The organism is Paractinoplanes bogorensis, from assembly GCF_018829635.1.
Taxonomy (GTDB): Bacteria; Actinomycetota; Actinomycetes; order Mycobacteriales; family Micromonosporaceae; genus Actinoplanes; species Actinoplanes bogorensis.
This window is the reverse complement of record NZ_JAHKKG010000004.1, coordinates 249,719-265,640: the sequence shown is the minus strand read 5'-3', so window position 1 is coordinate 265,640 and position 15,922 is coordinate 249,719. Positions and strand designations below refer to the sequence as shown.

Sequence of the window (15,922 nt, the reverse complement as noted above, 5' to 3'; positions counted from 1 at the left end):
GGCCGTAGGGTGAACGGGTGCGGAACATCGAGTTGAACGGGCGGGTCCCCGACCTCGCCGAGACCCAGCGGCTGGCCGCGGTCAACTACGGGCACTTCACCTCGATGCAGGTGCGGGATTCCGCCGTACGCGGACTGGCCCTGCACTTCGCCCGGCTCGACGACGGCAACCAGGAGTTCTTCGGGTGGCGGCCGGACGTCGACGACGAGCACCGGCTGCGGCAGCTCATCGTGCACGCGATGGGCACCGAGCGGGACGCCTCGGTGCGGGTGGCCTACGTGCCCGGGCTCGACCCGGCCGGCCCGCCCGACGTGGTGGTGTCGGTGAGCGACCCCGCGCCCGACGAGCCGGCGGCGCCGCAGCGGGTACGCGTCGACCCTGCGTTCCGGCGGCCGTGGCCCGAGCAGAAGCACTCGGCCACGATGGGCCTGGTCCGGGCCCGGCGGCTGGCCGAGGCGGCCGGCTTCGACGACGCGCTGTCGGTCGGCCCCGACGGCATGGTCCGCGAGGGCACGACGTGGAACGTGGCCTTCTACAACGGCGAGCAGGTGGTGTGGCCGCAGGCACCGATGCTCAAGGGCGTCACGATGGTGCTGCTGCAGATCGCGATGTCGATGGGCGAGGTGCCGTGGACGATCCGGCCGGTGCCGGCGTCCGAGCTGCCCGACTTCACCGGCGCGGTGGCCGTCAACTCGCGGACCTGCCGCCAGGAGATCGGCTCGATCGACGACCTGAAGTACCCGGCCAGCGACCGGCTGGCCGCCATCCTCGCCGAGACGTGGGAGTCAGTCCCCTTCGACGCCCTCTAGCAGCCCGAGCATGTCCGACGCGTTGCGCTGGGCGTAGTCCGAGTAGCAATTATTGAAGAACACCTGCGTGCGGTCGGCCTCGTTCGCCAGCTGCCGCAGGCGCGGCGCCCACTCGGACAGCTCGTCGTGCGAGTAGTCGTAGCCGAACTTCTCGTGGATGTCCTTGCTGGTCCATTTGTCGCTGTGGCCGTGGAACCGCACCACGGCCAGGTCGGCGGTCGCGGCCAGCACCGGCGGCACCGACGTCTTGTGGCCCTGCGGCATGTCGACGCCGACGAAGGGCAGCTTGTGGGCCCGCAGGAAGTCGAGCGTCTCGTTCTGGTTGGCGCCGTCGAACCACGACGCGTTGCGGAACTCGAACACCGGCCGGATCGGCTTGCACCGCGCGGCCACCTCGAGCAGATATTCCTTGTTGGATCTGCGGATGCCGAACCACGGCGGGAACTGGAAGAGCACCGCGCCGAGCTTCCCGGCCTGGGCCAGCGGATCGAGCGCCGAGAGGAAACGGGACCAGATCTCCTCGTACGCCGGTGGAGGCACGTCGTCCGGATAGACGTTCTTCTTGTCCGTCTCGGGACGCAGATCCTTGTAGATGGCCGACACCTTGGTCGGGTGGCCGGTCAGCAGGCTGAACGCCTTGATGTTGAAGGTGAACGAGTCGGGGGTCCGCTGCGCCCACAGCCGGCTCGTCTGCTCGGCCGGTGGCCCGTAGTAGGTCGAGTCGACCTCGACCACCGGGAACTTCGTGGCGTAGTAGGCCAGTCGTTTCTCGGGGGTGTCGGCGCTCGCCGGATACCAGCCGGAGGCGAGCAGCGTCCGGTCGGTCCACGAGGCCGTCCCGATCTGCAGCGTCCCCATGAACGTCAAACTAGCCCGTATACGGCGGGTCCGCCGCGGACGGCGGCGGACCCGGGATGCTCCTCGCGCGCGCTCAGCCGGCCCGGCGCTCGCGGTTGCTCTTGCAGTGGACGCACGTGGTGGCCGACGGGAAGATCTCGAGCCGCTCCCAGGGGATCGGGTTCGAGCAACCCTCGCAGTTGCCGTAGGTGCCGTCCTCGAGCCGCTGCATCGCGTGCTCGGCCTGCGTACGCCGGTCGCTCAGGGTCCGCAGCAGCGACGACGCCGCGTCGCGCTCGGCCGTCTTGGACCCGCTGTCGGCCTGGTCGTCGCCGGCGGAGTCGCCCATCTCGGCCAGCCGGAGCGCGTGGTTCTCGGCCAGTGCCTCCTCGTACTCGGCGCTGAGGTCGTCGAACCGGCCCCGCAGAACCGCGCGGATCTGGTCGATCTCCTCCGCCGTCCGGCCCTTCGAGGCACCCTTGCCCGTGATAACCGCTCCATTGACGAGCATGACGCTCCCCCTGCCTTCCTCTGCCAACCGGCGTTCCCCCGAGGCCTGACCCCATCGCACCGTGGAGCCGGGCTGATACCCGCCGCCGGAGATCCCAAACGGGGCCTCCGCTGAAAAAGTAACCGGAGCATAACTGTCAGTGGTGGGTTGCGCTACAGACTCGCTTCATGAACGTTCGACGACCAGCGCCGGGCGCCGGGGATCGTCGACCCGGACGACCACATCGGCGAACGAGGCCGGCACCACCTCGGTGGCGTAGCGCTCGAACGCGGGCAGGGTCCAGGCGGCCTCGGGCGGGGTGCGGCGGGCGAGCGCCGCGGCCGACATCTCGAGGTGGACCGTGACGTCGAAGGCCAGACCGCCGCCGAGCAGCAGCGGGCCGCTGACCAGCAAAATCGCACCCGGCGGGAGCTCGCGGTAGGGCTCCCGGGCGGCCCGGTCGGCGGCGGCGTCCCAGAGCCGGGTGAGCACCCGGCCGGAGCCGGACGGGCCCGCCGGGTCGAGGGCCTCACGGGCCAGACCGGCCTCGTCGAACCAGCCGAGGTAGTACGAGTCGGGGTTGTCCCGGCCGAACTCGAGACGCAGTGACGCGGGTCGCAGGAAGTCGGCGGTATCGATCCGTACGGTGGGACGCCCGCGCGCCCGCAGCGGGTCGACCAGCGCGTCGGCCAGGGCGCCGGGGGCGGCCGCCGGGGCGCCATCGAGGGCGACCCGGAGGTGATTGTCGGGTTCCCGACATATCAGGAGTTCGACGAGTTCGTCGACGAGCAACTCGCCGGAGATGGGGCGGACCCGCACGCGCTACTCGTTCGGCCGGATCAGCACCTGGGCCTCGTCGGAGAGGCGGTAGCCCACGCCGTACACCGTCGTGATCAGCGGGGCCGCGCCACCGAGCTTCAGACGCAGCCGGCGGACGTGCACGTCGACCGTGCGCTCACCGGTGTGGTCGTAGCCCCAGACGCCGGTGAGCAGCTGGGCCCGCGTGAACACCCGGCGCGGCCGCTCGGCCAGGAACAGCAGCAGGTCGAACTCGAGCCGGGTGAGCGGCAGCGGGCTCCCGTCGACGATGACCTGACGGGTGCCGGTCAGCAGGCGCACCTCGGGGCCGGCGGCGGCCTCGGCGTCGCGATCCGGCTCGGGCAGGGCGGCCGTGGCCGGCTCGAGCTGCACCGTGCCCTGGCTGACCTCGACGAGCTCGCGGACGGCCTCGATGAGCTTGTGCGCCTGCGGAGAGATGGTGTCACCGGTCAGCGGGATGGCGACCGTGACGGTCAGGGCGGGTTCCGACGGGCGGCGAACGGCGGTGGAGCCGCGGCCCGGGCCGGTGGCGTGTCGGGCGAGCCTGGGTGAAAGCGCACTGGCCGGCATTTAGTTGATCCCCCTGAAATACGTTTCGGCAACCGAATACGACCGATCACCCTCCGTAAAGCCGCGGACGATATTTCCGCCAGCGCAGTCGCCGGGTCAACCCTTCAACCACACTGTGGGAAAATCGTTCCACGTCTGCCTGGACCGGAGAAAATGCATTCCCCAAACGGATTCTGTCAGACTGATTAAGCATTGCCGAACACGCATCTGGGCTGCGGATACTCGGCGCGATCGGTTGACTCGGCTGTTTGCGCTGGCCAAAGCATGCGCGGACGCCCGCCCCGGGAAGGCCGTTCGGGCAAAAGCGTGAGACGAGAGACACAGCAATAGTCTCGCCGGCAACAGCAGATGTGATGCGCTTCTCTCTGTGTGTGCGTTGCCGGTGCAAAAAGAACCCGGGCGCCCCCGACAAGGGGAACGCCCGGCCATCCAACCGCCCCGCCCGCCACCCAAAAGCGGACTGAAGGCTGAGCTGCTGTATTTAGTTGCTGCCGCCCGAGATCAGGCGCCGGCCGACGGCGGCGATGAGCCGGTCGAGTTCGGAGCCGAACGGGTTGTCGTGCACGAGGTAGGTCCAGGTCGCGCTGGGCCGGACGATCTCGGCCCGCTCCGGCTCCCAGCCGTCGGTGAGGTCGACCTCTTCGAACGCCTCGATCGTGCGGGACTCGACGTTGAGCAGCAGCGACTGGAACGCCGGCACCGCGGCCCGGTGGAACTCGTCGAGCGGGTCGAGCTTGCCCAGCGCCCGCAGGTGCACGCCCTCGCGCACCTCGGACAGCTCGGCCAGGTGGTCGACCCACAGGCGGTCGAGGTGGAACAGGGCGATCGCCCGGGCCGCGTCGGAGAGCACGTCCTCGTCGATCTCCTTGGCCTTCTCGGGCGAGCGCTCGAGCAGCATGATCGCGGCGACCTCGGAGGTGAGCAGCCGCTCGCGGCGCTCGGCCAGGGCCACCCGCTGCTGCTCGATCACGACGCTGTAGCGCCAGGTGTTGCGGTGGATCTCGTGGTTCACGCCCTCGGCCACCCGCTGGGCGTGCTCGACCGCGTAGTCGACCTGCTCGTCGTGGACGACGCCGTCCATGTCCATCCGCGGCGAGGCGGGCAGGATGTCGCCCGCGTGCCGGGTGACCAGTTCGTCCTCGAGGCTGACGAAGAACACCGAGCCGCCCGGGTCGCCCTGGCGGCCGGCGCGGCCGCGCAGCTGGTCGTCGACGCGGCGGCTGTCGTGCCGGCCGGCGCCGATGACATAGAGGCCGCCGAGCTCGACCACCTCGTCGCGGTCGGACTCGTCGCTGCCGCCGAGGCGGATGTCGACGCCGCGACCGGCCATCTGGGTCGAGACGGTGACCGCGCCCTTGGCGCCCGCCTCGGCGATGATCCGGGCCTCTTCGGCGTCGTTCTTGGCGTTCAGCACGTTCGACGGCACGCCGGCCGCGGCCAGCTGCTTGGCCAGCAGCTCGGAGGCCTTCACGTCGATGGTGCCGATGAGCACCGGGCGGCCCTTCTCGTGGGCCAGCTTGATCTCCTCGACCAGGGCCTCGTCGCGGGTCTCGTGGGCCGAGTAGATGCGGTCGGGCTCGTCCTCGCGGATGTTCTCGGTGTTCGACGGGATGACCGCGACCTCGAGCTTGAAATACTCGCGGAGCTGCTCGCCGACGTGCACGGCGGTGGCCGTCATGCCGCAGACCGTCTTGTAGAGCGCGATGTAGGCCTGCACGGTGATCGTGTCGAGGACCTCGCCCTCGGCCGTCGCGCTCAGCCCCTCCTTGGCCTCGACCGCGGCCTGCAGGCCGTCGGGCCAGCGCCGGCGCTGGGCGACCCGGCCACGCATCTCGTCGATCAGCTCGACCGAGCCGTTGCGCACGATGTAGTCGACGTCGCGGCGCAGCAGCGCGTGGGCGTGCAGGGCGACGTTGACCGCGGAGAGGGCCTGCACCTGGTCTTCGGCGTACAGGTCGATCTCGAGCTTCTCCTCGAGCTTCTTGAGCCCGTCGTCGGTGAAGGCCACGCTGCGGCCGTCCTCGGCCACCTCGTAGTCCTTGCCCGGTTTGAGGTCGTGCATCAGCCCGGCCGCCTCGAGCACCGGGTCGCTCTCGGTGGACAGGCTGCCGGCCAGCACCATCGGCACGCGGGCCTCGTCGATCAGGATCGAGTCGGCCTCGTCGACGATCGCCGTGGCCAGCTCGCGCTGCACCCGGTCCTCTACGTCGGTGACCAGCTGGTCGCGCAGGTAGTCGAAGCCGGCCTCGCTGACCGAGACGTAGGTGACGTCGGCCAGGTAGGCCTCGCGGCGCTCGGCGTGGGTCGACGCCTCGGTGACCCAGCCGACGGTGAGGCCGAGCCGCTGGTAGATCGGCTCCATCCACTCGGCGTCGCGGCGGGCCAGGTAGTCGTTGACGGTGAGGATGTGCACCGGGCCGTGGCCGAGGCGGACGTGCCCGTAGGCGGCGATGGTGGCGGTCAGGGTCTTACCCTCACCGGTGGCCATCTCGGCGACCTTGCCGGAGAGCAGCGCCATCGCGCCGAGCAGCTGGACGTCGTACGGCCGCTGCTCGATCGCCCGGAAGGCGGCCTCGCGGCCGACCGCGCACAGCTCGGTGAAGTCGCTCGCCTCCTGGGCGGCGGCGGTCAGCGCCTCGTCGTCCAGCTCCTTCAGCGCCTCTTCACGAGCGTCGATGGCCGGCAGCCGCTTGGAGAACGGCGCGAGGTCGACTGTTGTGCCCGGACGCTGCAGGAACTTACGGAAACGGCTCTTGAACCGCTGCGACACACCCATGGCGGGCAACGGTACTTCATTTTCCTGAGAGCTTGGGGCACGACCTCCGCGGGTCACTCCGCGTTTGTGCCGGGCCCCGGCCGGGCACGTTGTCGGGCGCAGGTCAGCGGAAAGGGGAGGCAGGGTGCCGAGTCAGCTCGTGTGCCGGCCGGAACGGGGGTTTCCGGTCGCCGCGCTACGCGTCAGCGGCACCCTCGATCAGGTCACGGGCGACGCGCTCCAGCAGGCGGTCCGGCTGCGCCTGGCCGACCAGCCGACGCTGCTGCTGCTCGACGTGGCCGGGCTGCGGATCGGCGACCCGTTCGGCCTCTCGGCGCTGAGCGCGAGCGTCTGCGAGGCCCATGAATGGCCCGACGTGCCGGTGATGCTCTGCGGGGCCGACTCCCGCACCGTCGAGATGATCTCCGCAGCACCGGACTGCGCGGGCCTGGGTTTCGCCGACGACTTCGAGGCGGCGCTGGCCGAGGCCCGGGCCGAGACCGTCCCGCCCCGGATCCGCGTCCGGATGCGGCCGGTGCCCGACGCCTGCCGGCAGGTGCGCCATCTGGTGACTCAGGCGTGCACGGCGTGGAACCGGGCCGACGTGACCGCGACGGCCACGCTGATCGCCACCGAGCTGGTCGCGAACGTGGTGCGGCACGCCCGTACGACGATGGAGTTCACGGTGCGGCCGCTGCACGGCGACCGGATCGGGATGACCGTGCGCGACCGCAGCCGGCGGATGCCGAAACCGGCCGAGTCCGGGCTCTCCGACGCCGGCGGGCGCGGCCTGCGGCTGGTCCGGGACCTGACCGACGCCTGGGGTGTGCTGCCGGTGAGCGACGGAAAGGTTGTCTGGACCCGGATGCGCGCGGACACCCCCTGACAGTCGCCCGGCACAACGGCACGGCCGCGATCACTTGCGGTAGCGTCGTCGCGTGGAATCGGCCGACCCGACCTTCGAAGCGCTCCTGGTCTATCTGAAGGAGGCGCGCGGCTTCGACTTCACCGGCTACAAACGGTCCAGTCTGACCCGCCGGGTCGATCGCCGGATGAGTCAGGTCGGCGCGTCCGCCTATCCGGACTACGTGGACTATCTGCAGGTCCACCCGGACGAGTTCACCGCGCTGTTCAACACCATCCTGATCAACGTGACCGGCTTCTTCCGCGACCCCGAGGCATGGGAGTACCTGAGCGACGAGGTGCTCGGCCCGCTGGTCGCGGCCAAGCCGGCCGACTCGCCGATCCGCATCTGGTGCGCCGGGTGCGCGTCCGGCGAGGAGGCGTACACGCTGGCGATCGCGATGGCCGAGGTGCTCGGCATCGAGGCGTTCAAGAGCCGGGTCAAGATCTATGCCACCGATGTGGACGAGGAGCAGCTCAACGAGGCACGCCAGGCGACGTACTCGGACCGTCAGATGGAAAGCGTCCCGGCCGAACTGGTCGGGCGCTACTTCGAGGCCGCCAACGGCCGGCACGCGTTCCGCAAAGACCTGCGCCGGTCGGTGATCTTCGGGCGCAACGATCTGGTGCAGGACGCCCCGATCTCCCGGATCGACCTGCTGACCTGCCGCAACACGCTGATGTACTTCAATGCCGAGACCCAGGCCAAGATCCTCGGACGGATGCACTTCGCGCTCCGCGACGACGGCGTGCTCTTCCTCGGCAAGGCCGAGATGCTGCTCAGCCACGCCAGCCTGTTCACCCCGATCGACCTCAAGCGCCGGGTGTTCCGCCGGGTCCCGCGGCTCTACGCCCGGCCCGGCGTCGCCTTCGCCGACCCGCCCCCGAGCGAAGAGCCGACCGTCATGGGGCTCGACGAGCTGCGCAACGAGGTCTTCGCCGCGAGCCCGGTGGCCCAGCTGTCGCTGACCGCCGACGGCACCATCGCGCTGTCCAACAGCCCGCTCGAGACGCTGTTCGGCGTGTCGGCCCGCGACATCGGCCGGCCGTTCCGCGATCTCGACCTGTCCTACCGCCCGGTCGAGCTGCGCCGCTACGTCGAGCAGGCCCAGCTGGAACGGCGCACGCTGCGGATCGCCGACGTCGAATACCAGCGCGCGGGCGAGCAGCTCCACCTCGAGGTGCAGGTCAGTCCGCTCACCGGGGCCGACGGGAGCCTGCTCGGCGTCAACATCGTCTTCCACGACGTGACCGCGTCCCGGCGCCTCAAGGAGGAACTGGAGCACGCCAACCAGCAGCTCGAGGCCGCGTACGAGGAACTGCAGTCGACCAACGAGGAACTCGAGACGACCAACGAGGAACTGCAGTCGACGGTCGAGGAGCTGGAGACCACCAACGAGGAGCTCCAGTCGACCAACGAGGAACTGGAGACGATGAACGAGGAGCTCCAGTCCACCAACGACGAGCTGCAGAGCATCAACGACCAGCTGCGCATCTCGAGCACCCAGCTGGACGAGGCCAACGACTTCCTCGAGACGGTGCTGACCAGCATGGAGGCAGGGGTCGCGGTGGTCGACCCCGACCTGCGGATCCGGATGTGGAACCGCCGCGCCGAAGACCTGTGGGGCCTGCGCCCGGACGAGGTGATCGGCCGGCACTTCCTCAACCTCGACATCGGCCTGCCCATCGAACGACTGCAGCCGATGCTGCGCGACGCCCTCGGCGCCGAGGCGGCCAGCGCCGAGATGATGGTCGACGCGGTCAACCGGCGCGGCCGGTCCATCGCGGTGCGGGTGGCGTGCGCATCGCTGCGCCGCCGGGAGGCCGGGACGCCGCCCGAGGGAGCGATCATCGTGATGGAGACCGCATCCTCCGGCCCGGCGTGATTCGCCCGTTCGTCACCGGGGTATCCGAGCCCGATGGTCATCGCGTTCGCGACCACCGCTGACGGCCGCGATCTGGTCGCCACGGTCTCCGGCGTGCTCGCCCGCCCCGACGTCGCCGGACTGCACCGCGACCTGCTCAAGGCGCTCGCCGAGCAGCCGGCCGCCCTGTTCGTCGACGTCTCGGACCTGACCGTGGCCGATCCGGTCGCCCTCAACGTCTTCCGCGCGGTCGCCCAGCAGGCGGCCCGGTGGCCGGGGACGCCGCTGCTCATCTGTGCTCCCCCACCGGCCGTCCGGCTGATCCTCGACGGTCCCGCCTTCCGGCTCCTCCGCGTCCACGCCGGCCTCGACGCGGCCCGGGCCGGGCTGGCCGCCGGCCGGACGGCCGAGGTCCGGTCGATCTCCGACGACCTGCTGCCGGTGTCCGGGGCCGCCCGGCACGCCCGCGACCTCGCCACCGACGCGTGCGGGCGCTGGGATCTGCCGCACCTGGCCGGCCCGGCCGCGCTCATCCTCACCGAGATGGTCGGCAACGTGATCGATCACGCCGGCACGATGATGACGGTCCACTTGACGCTGGTGCCCCGATATCTGCTCCTCGCGGTCCGGGACGGTTCGCCGGTGGAGGTGCGGCGCCCGGTCGGCGGCGGCCGCGGCCTGCTGCTGATCGAGGCGACCGCCCACGCGTGGGGCTGCGTCCCGTCGGCCGGGGGAAAAGTGGTGTGGGCGTCCCTGCGCGTCAGTTCGCCAGGAGCCGCGAGAGGCCGGTGACGGCCAGGATGCCGGACACGTACGGACGCGCTCCGGTCAGTGTCAGGCGGACGTCGGCGACCGCGGCGGCGGTGGCCGCGTCGGCCAGCACGGCCACCCCCGCGGCGTCCAGCAACGGCACCCCCGACAGGTCGATCGTCACCGGGTCGCCCCCGGCCAGCGTGATCGCGTGGCGCAGGCCCAGCCGCAGCCGCTCGGCGCTGTCCCGATCGACCTCGCCCCGCACCCGGGCGATCACCGCGGTGGCCCCGCGAACCGTCTCGACCCGCACCTCGTGCCGGTCGGTGCGCACCTCGGCCCCCTCCCAGCGCGGCGGGACGTCGCACAGCATCGCCTCGCGCAGCCAGGTCAGCGACCGGGTCAGCAGCCGCGACACGTGCATCTGCGAGATGCCGAGCTCGGCCGCGATCTCGGCCTGGGTGCGGTTGCCGTAGAACCGCAACGCGAGCATCCGGCGCTCGCGGGCCGGCAACCGCATCAACAGCCCGGCCACGGTGACCTTGTCGTCGACCAGATCGAGGTCGGCGTCCCAATCGCCCAGCAGGTCACCCACCTCAGCGCCGGTGCCGTCGCCGACCGGGGCGTTCAGCGAGGACGGGGAGTAGCCGGCCGTCGACTCCTGAGCCCGGAGAACGGCGGCGACCGGCAGCTCGAGCCGCTGGGCGATCTCGGCCGGAGTCGGCGTACGGGAAAGATCGCTCGTCAGGCTCATCGTGGTGTGCCCGACCTCGAGGCTCAGATCCTGCATCCGCCGGGGCACGTGCACACCCCACGTCTTGTCCCGGAAATGTCGCTTGATCTCGCCCGAGATGGTGATCACCGCGTACGCGGTGAAGGAGCCCCGCCCCGGGTCGTAGCGGTCGATCGCCTTGACCAGGCCGAGCCGGGCGACCTGCTCGATGTCTTCGAAGGACTCGCCCCGGCCACGGTAGCGCCGAGCCATCCGGCGCGCGAACGGCAGGCACAGCCGGGTGAGATCGTCGCGCAGGGCGGTGCGCTCGGCGGCCGGCGCGGGAGCGCTGCGCTCGGCGTAGATCAGGGCCGCGGCATCGAGATCCTCGAGAACGTCCCGCGCCGGGTCGGTCTCGGACATCGCCGCTCCCCTCGGCGGCCCTGCCCGCACCGTTCGCGGCCGGGCCCTCGTCGCCCACTTCGGAGCGTACTGCCCGGTCACATCCGCGACCAAACGTCCGGCCCTGGGGGTCAGTGCCCGGGCGGCTGCTCGCGGTCGGTCAATGGCTTGTTGAGCTGGCCCATGTTGGGCGCCTCGAGCTTGGGGCGGGGTGGGCGCGGGCCCAGGCCGGTGGGGCCGTTCGGGGCTTGCTCGGCCGCGCCTGGTCCCATGCCTGGGCCGGACGGCGCAGTGCCTGGTGCCACTCCCAGGCCGGACGGCGCCGTGCCTGGTCCCATGCCTGGGCCTGACGGCATGTTGTGGCTCGACGGTGCGCCCGTTCCCGGGGCGCCGGGCAGGCCGGCGGCGGGTGGGCGGTTGACCTGGCCCATGTTCGGCGCCTCGAGCGGGGCCCGGTTCATGGCGGGGCGGGGTGTGCCGAGCTGGTCGGGGGCGGCGAAACGGTCGGGGCTGTTGGCCAGGCCGGGGAGGCCGCTCGGGCCCTGCGGGGCCACGCCCTGCTGGTCGGGGCTCTGGCTCGGCTGCGGGTTGTGCGGCTGAAGGACGGGCTGCTGCGGGCCCGGTCCCGCGGTGGCGGCCGGGCGGCCGGGCAGGCCGGACGGTTCGTCGCCGGTGGGCACCGTCGCGGGAGCGGCCGGGGCGGCGGGTGCCTGGCCGGAGTAGGCGGGTGCCTGACCCAGGCCCGACGGTTCGTGGCCGGTGGACATGCCCAGACCGGACGGCTCGGTGTTCGACGGGGCGGTCGGCGCCTGCGGAGCAACCGGCGTAGCGGCGGAACGGCCCAGGCCGGACGGTTCGTGGCCGGTGGACATGCCCAGACCGGACGGCTCGGAGTTCGACGGGGCGGTCGGCGCCTGCGGAGCAACCGGCGTAGCGGCGGAACGGCCCAGGAGCCCGGACGGCTCGTTGCCGGTCGGTGTGCCGGGGAGGCCCGACGGTTCGTGGCCGGACGTGGCCGCCGGGTCAGGCGGCGACTGAGCCGGCGGCGCGGCGGGGCCGGACGGGCCCGCACCCGCCGGACCAGCCAAGCCGGACAGGCTGGACGCACCCGACGGACCAGCCAAGCCGGACGGACCCGCGAGACCAGGCGCACCCGACGGACCAGCCAAACCGGACGGACCCGCGAGACCGGGCGCACCCGACGGACCGGCAAGGCCGGACGGGCCGTCCGCGGTCGGCGGGTGCGGCGGATTCATCGCGGCCGGAGCCTGCGGCGGCTGGTTGAGCGCATGCGGCGAGCGGGGCGGCTCGTTGAGTGCGGCCGGTGCCTGCGGCGGCTGGTTGAGAGCGTACGGCGGTGCGGCGGCCGGATTCACACCCTGGGGCGACGCGCCGGGCGGGTTCGTCGCGGGCGACGGGCCGGTCGGGTTCGGGGACTCGGCCGGGCCGGGCTGAGCCGGGGCCGCCGGGTGGGGACGGTTGTCGCCGGACGGGGTGTAGGGGACGGACGGTGAGCCGGTCGGGCCGTGGCCGTTCGCGCCGTTGGGACGCGGGGTGGGGCGTGGCGCCGAGGGAACGAACTTCGGGGCGTCCAGGGGACGGTTCTGGTGCCAGTCGGGCGGCAGCGGCGGCCGGAGAACCGCGGGCGCCTCCTGAAGTTTCGGGGACTCGATGCGGGGGTGGCCCGCCGCCTGATCGTCCGGGACAGGGCCGGCGCCTGGGAGGCCGCCCGGCCCCTCGGGCGCGGCGCCGGCTGCACCCGGGTTCAGATCGAGGCGGGGCTCGTCGCCGCCGCGGAAGCTCAGATCGAGGCGCGGACCGCTCGGCTCGTCGCCGGTCTCGTCGCGCCCCGGCGCGTCCAGCCCGGCGAGCGGCCGCTCCCCCGGACCACTCGCCCCATCCGCGAACGACAGCCCACTCGGCCCATCCGCGAACGAAAGCCCGCCCGGGGACGACAGACCTCCCGGCGACGAAAGCCCGCCGGGCGACGACAGACCGCTGACGGACGACAGACCACTGTGCTCATCCGCGAACGACAAGCCACTCGGGACGTCGTCGACGGGCAGGCCACCCGACTCCTCCGAAGAGGATGGACGGCTGGTGTCGTCCCGGCGCAGCAGGTCGCTGAGGGATTCGCCGACGACGAGGGGCGGGCTGTCCGAAGAGGACACACTTGCCGGGCCGGGCCGAGACGACAGGGAATCGCCGTCGGTGAAGGACAGGCCACTCGGCGGGGGCGCCGCGCCGGCCCGATCGGAGGCGTCGGACGCCAGGTCGTCGAGGGCACCGGTGAAGGACAGGCCGACCGGGCCCAGGTTCAGGGCGTCGCGGTAGCCGGATCCGGTCGCGGGCTCGTCGTCGCCCCGGTAGGCGCGGCGGGGTTCGTACTCGGCCGCCATCTCCATCGGGGATCCGAAGGCCAGCGGCGACGGGGCCGCCGGCTCGGACGACCACGGGCGGTTCAGGTCGGGCCGGCTGAAGTCGAAACCCGACCCCGGTTCCCCGTACGGCTCCCCCAGCCCCCGCCGGGCCGCGGCCACCAGCCCGGACTCCTCGGCCAGGCCCGCCGCCTCGACCACCTCGGCCGCCGAGCGGGCAGCGTCGCAGGGCGGCCGCTCGCCGCAGACCGGGCAGACGGTCGCGCCGTCCGGGCTCGCGTGGGCCTGCAGCATCTCGCGGGCGGTGCGTGCCAGGACGCTGTCCGGGTCCACGAACGCCTTGATCGGTGCCACCTCAGCCGCCCCCATTCCGCAGTGCAGAGAACTCGGATCAAGTTCACCGCCGATCGGGGGCGATTCGCGCGCTTTTCAGCATTTCGGCGACAGGGGTGGCAAACGAGCAACAAGCAGCGACGTACGGGTGAACAACGGGCCCGAAACGCACGGGTCGAAGAACGGACAAATCCGTCTCCCCAGGCCAGCCGGGGTGCGTACGGTGCTCACGTGTTCACTCACGGTGTTCTTAAGTTAACTCTCCGTACCATACGAGAACCCCTCAGGAGGTGATTCGCATGGATGACGTCGACCTGCACCGCGAGCAGATCCTCCGGCACGTCGGACCCGTCATCACCGGCCGGTTCGCCGGCTACCAGACCTCGTACACCCGGGATGTCCGGATCGGGCAGCCCCTGCTCATGGGCGTCTTCCTGGCGGCCGGCCTGATCCAGCTGATCGGCGGGCTGCTGCGGATGAAGCCGGGCCGCCGCAGCTTCAAGGAGCTCAAGAAGGGACCCGAGTTCCTGGTGACGCCGGTGCGGGTGCGCGACGACCTGGGCCAGACCTACGAGGTCGAGATGCACGGCCAGTTACCCCAGTCGGCCCTGCACCGCGGCGACCTGGTGCAGCTGACCACGTCTCCGCAGAAGGACCCCCATCTTCCCGTACGCCTCGTCCGGCTGGTCAACCTCACCACCATGCAGCCGCTGACCCCGCGGATCCCGACGATGTGGTCGCACCTGGGTCCCGCACTGCTGCTCCAGGCCGTCCTCGGGCTCATCCTGGTCGCCGCCGTAGCGGCCGGCGTGATGCGTTAGAGGGCAGCGAGCGGAACGGCGTCGGCGAGCGCCCGCATGCCGGCGTCGTTCGGGTGCAGGTGGTCGCCCCCGTCGAGCATCGGGTTGATCCGGGACGGGTCGATCGGGTCGCGCAGGGCCGCGTCGAAGTCGGCCACCGCGTCGAAGGCACCGTCGCCTCCGGACCGGATCCACGTGTTGACCCGCAGCCGCACCAGATCGCGCTCCGGCGTGTAGGCGAACCACCCCTTCCACGGGGTGATCGTGCACCCGACAACGCGCAGGCCGTGGGCCCGGGCCCGGGCGGCCAGCCCGGCCAGCCCGGCGGTGATCCGGCCGGCGTCGGTCTGCCGGGGCGGCTGCATGATGTCGTTGATCCCGGCGAAGAGGATCAGTGTGCGGGCGCCGGCCCGGTCCAGGACGTCGTCGTCGAAGCGGGCCCGGGCCGAGCGGCCGGCCGACGAGTTGATGCGGTAGCGCGGGTACTGCGCGTCGAGCAGGATGCGGTTCCCGGCGATGCCCTCGTTGGCCACGCCGTAGTCGGGGGCCGGGCCGGCCGCCAGTCGGGCGGCCAGCAGGTCGGGCCAGCGCTGGTTGCGCCCGGCCGTCGACGCGGCCCCGTTGGTGATCGAGTCGCCCAGCGCCACGATCGTGCCGGGCCCGCCGGCCACCTCGACCGCGGTGAGATAGAACCAGGCCGAGGCACCCGCGGTGAACGCGGTGGCGGCCAGGTCACCCGCGCGGTCGAGGCTGCCGGGGCTGACGAACGAGAGCTGCTTGGGGTCGGCGTGGTAGGTCGCCGCCTCGGGCTTGACCGGGGTCCACACCGACACCAGCAGGTCGGTGTCGGCCGGGACGCCGATCGGCAGCGCGTCGCTGAGGATGTCGCCGCCGGCCGGCACGGTCACGTCGCCGCGACCGCCGAACGTGGCGTCGCGCAGGGTGCCGGGCACGGCCGTACCGTCGCTGGGGTCGTTGCCGCCGTCGCGGCGGCCGCCGGTGTGGGCCGAGAGCGCGACCGTGACGTGACCGAGGCGCACCGGGCCGGTGCCGAAGCGGTTGCTCAGCCGTACGCGCACCTCGGGCCCGCCGATCGTGGTGTGCACGACGTTGCGGATCGTGTGGCCGAGCGGCCGCTTCAGGTTGCCCGCCACCGGCGCGGCCGCCCACGCGGTCGACCAGTCGGGACCGGGAACAGCGGGACCGGGGACGGCGGCCACCGCTTGCACAGCGGGTGCGCTCGGCGGCACCGGGCCGAGCGCCATCCAGGTAACCGTCACGGTCGTGGAGAGGCTCGCGGCCACCACGACACCGGTCAGCAAGCGCCGCACATTCACGATTTTGCCCTCCCCAGGGTGCCGATCCGGATGAAATCCGTGACGTCCGGGTACCGCTGCGATGCAAGTCGTTGCCGTGACCGTGCCCGACATCGACGCGGATGAGAAGGACACGGGGTGCGATCTCATGCTTTGGTGTCACCTGGCGCGACACCGTGGCGT

The 15,922-nt window shown here is 71.8% G+C and carries 13 protein-coding genes; 5 read left to right on the top strand and 8 right to left on the bottom strand.

What is annotated here, in order from left to right; genetic code table 11:
- Nucleotides 1-17 precede the first annotated feature (17 nt).
- Nucleotides 18-809 (top strand): aminotransferase class IV, encoded by a 792-nt coding sequence (locus tag KOI35_RS12975; protein ID WP_215787011.1) that lies wholly within the window; start codon nucleotides 18-20, stop codon nucleotides 807-809.
- Here the strand turns inward: KOI35_RS12975 and KOI35_RS12970 are convergent.
- From KOI35_RS12970 to secA2, 5 genes are all read right to left on the bottom strand, one after another.
- Nucleotides 786-1,667: a DUF72 domain-containing protein gene (locus KOI35_RS12970; RefSeq protein ID WP_215787009.1), complete on the bottom strand. Its 882-nt coding sequence runs from the start codon at nucleotides 1,665-1,667 to the stop codon at nucleotides 786-788. The two genes, KOI35_RS12975 and KOI35_RS12970, sit on opposite strands and share 24 nt — an antisense overlap.
- A 73-nt stretch (nucleotides 1,668-1,740) precedes the next feature.
- Nucleotides 1,741-2,157, bottom strand: a complete 417-nt coding sequence (locus KOI35_RS12965) for a TraR/DksA family transcriptional regulator (protein ID WP_215787007.1) — start codon at nucleotides 2,155-2,157, stop codon at nucleotides 1,741-1,743.
- 165 nt (nucleotides 2,158-2,322) lie between these two features.
- Nucleotides 2,323-2,955 carry a nucleoside/nucleotide kinase family protein gene (locus tag KOI35_RS47310; RefSeq protein ID WP_308120935.1) on the bottom strand — a complete coding sequence of 211 codons (633 nt, stop codon included), beginning with the start codon at nucleotides 2,953-2,955 and terminating at the stop codon, nucleotides 2,323-2,325.
- A gap of 3 nt (nucleotides 2,956-2,958) precedes the next feature.
- Nucleotides 2,959-3,525, bottom strand: a complete 567-nt coding sequence (locus tag KOI35_RS48370) for a winged helix-turn-helix domain-containing protein (protein WP_281420085.1) — start codon at nucleotides 3,523-3,525, stop codon at nucleotides 2,959-2,961.
- A gap of 481 nt (nucleotides 3,526-4,006) precedes the next feature.
- On the bottom strand, nucleotides 4,007-6,301 hold the full coding sequence (gene secA2 / locus KOI35_RS12950; RefSeq protein WP_215787003.1) for an accessory Sec system translocase SecA2: 2,295 nt from the start codon (nucleotides 6,299-6,301) through the stop codon (nucleotides 4,007-4,009).
- 124 nt (nucleotides 6,302-6,425) lie between these two features.
- Here secA2 and KOI35_RS48885 point away from each other — a divergent pair, with 124 nt between their 5' ends.
- The 3 genes from KOI35_RS48885 to KOI35_RS12935 are packed head-to-tail and all read left to right on the top strand — an operon-like array spanning nucleotide 6,426 to nucleotide 9,840.
- Nucleotides 6,426-7,166, top strand: coding sequence for an ATP-binding protein (locus KOI35_RS48885; RefSeq protein ID WP_215787001.1), 741 nt, complete (start codon nucleotides 6,426-6,428; stop codon nucleotides 7,164-7,166).
- Between the two features lie 52 nt (nucleotides 7,167-7,218).
- Nucleotides 7,219-9,069 (top strand): CheR family methyltransferase, encoded by a 1,851-nt coding sequence (locus KOI35_RS12940; protein ID WP_215786999.1) that lies wholly within the window; start codon nucleotides 7,219-7,221, stop codon nucleotides 9,067-9,069.
- A 33-nt stretch (nucleotides 9,070-9,102) separates the two neighbouring features.
- Nucleotides 9,103-9,840 carry an STAS domain-containing protein gene (locus KOI35_RS12935; protein WP_215786997.1) on the top strand — a complete coding sequence of 246 codons (738 nt, stop codon included), beginning with the start codon at nucleotides 9,103-9,105 and terminating at the stop codon, nucleotides 9,838-9,840.
- Here the strand turns inward: KOI35_RS12935 and KOI35_RS12930 are convergent.
- Both KOI35_RS12930 and KOI35_RS12925 read right to left on the bottom strand, forming a co-directional pair.
- Nucleotides 9,809-10,933 carry a SigB/SigF/SigG family RNA polymerase sigma factor gene (locus tag KOI35_RS12930; protein ID WP_215786995.1) on the bottom strand — a complete coding sequence of 375 codons (1,125 nt, stop codon included), beginning with the start codon at nucleotides 10,931-10,933 and terminating at the stop codon, nucleotides 9,809-9,811. The two genes, KOI35_RS12935 and KOI35_RS12930, sit on opposite strands and share 32 nt — an antisense overlap.
- A gap of 110 nt (nucleotides 10,934-11,043) precedes the next feature.
- Nucleotides 11,044-13,644, bottom strand: coding sequence for a hypothetical protein (locus KOI35_RS12925; protein WP_215786994.1), 2,601 nt, complete (start codon nucleotides 13,642-13,644; stop codon nucleotides 11,044-11,046).
- A 278-nt stretch (nucleotides 13,645-13,922) separates the two neighbouring features.
- On the opposite strand from KOI35_RS12925, the gene KOI35_RS12920 reads away from it, so the two are divergent.
- Complete coding sequence (locus tag KOI35_RS12920) at nucleotides 13,923-14,444, top strand: hypothetical protein (protein ID WP_215786993.1); 522 nt, start codon at nucleotides 13,923-13,925, stop codon at nucleotides 14,442-14,444.
- On the opposite strand, the gene KOI35_RS12915 is transcribed toward KOI35_RS12920, so the two are convergent.
- Nucleotides 14,441-15,754 (bottom strand): SGNH/GDSL hydrolase family protein, encoded by a 1,314-nt coding sequence (locus tag KOI35_RS12915; protein ID WP_215786991.1) that lies wholly within the window; start codon nucleotides 15,752-15,754, stop codon nucleotides 14,441-14,443. The genes KOI35_RS12920 and KOI35_RS12915 overlap by 4 nt on opposite strands.
- Nucleotides 15,755-15,922 lie beyond the last annotated feature (168 nt).